This is a genomic window from Exiguobacterium sp. s40, from assembly GCF_018617905.1.
GTDB classification, from domain to species: Bacteria; Bacillota; Bacilli; order Exiguobacteriales; family Exiguobacteriaceae; genus Exiguobacterium; species Exiguobacterium mexicanum_A.
On the sequence record NZ_JACSLC010000039.1, the window covers coordinates 1 to 283 of the forward strand.

General features: G+C 61.1%; 1 pseudogene. It reads left to right on the plus strand.

The features are described 5' to 3' along the window. Positions 1–283 (plus strand): annotated as a pseudogene (locus KNP02_RS14765) (hypothetical protein); the annotation flags it as partial.

Sequence of the window (283 nt, forward strand, 5' to 3'; positions counted from 1 at the left end):
CCGGTGTTCAAGTCGAGACGGAAATCGCGCGCGTCCTACACGACGAACAACCAGCACGGCACGATCCGCATCGAGGCGGGAAAAGTCCGGCTCCCGAAGGTCGGGTTCATCCGGTTCACACAGCACCGCGGCTTCGACGGCGAGATCCGCTCGGCAACCGTGTCGATGACGAGAACGGGCAAATTCTTCGTGTCGCTCCTCCTCGCGAAGAAGCATGAGCAGGTCAAAAACCGGCGCAACGACTTCCTCCACAAGCTGTCGCGACGCATCGTCGACGAGAACC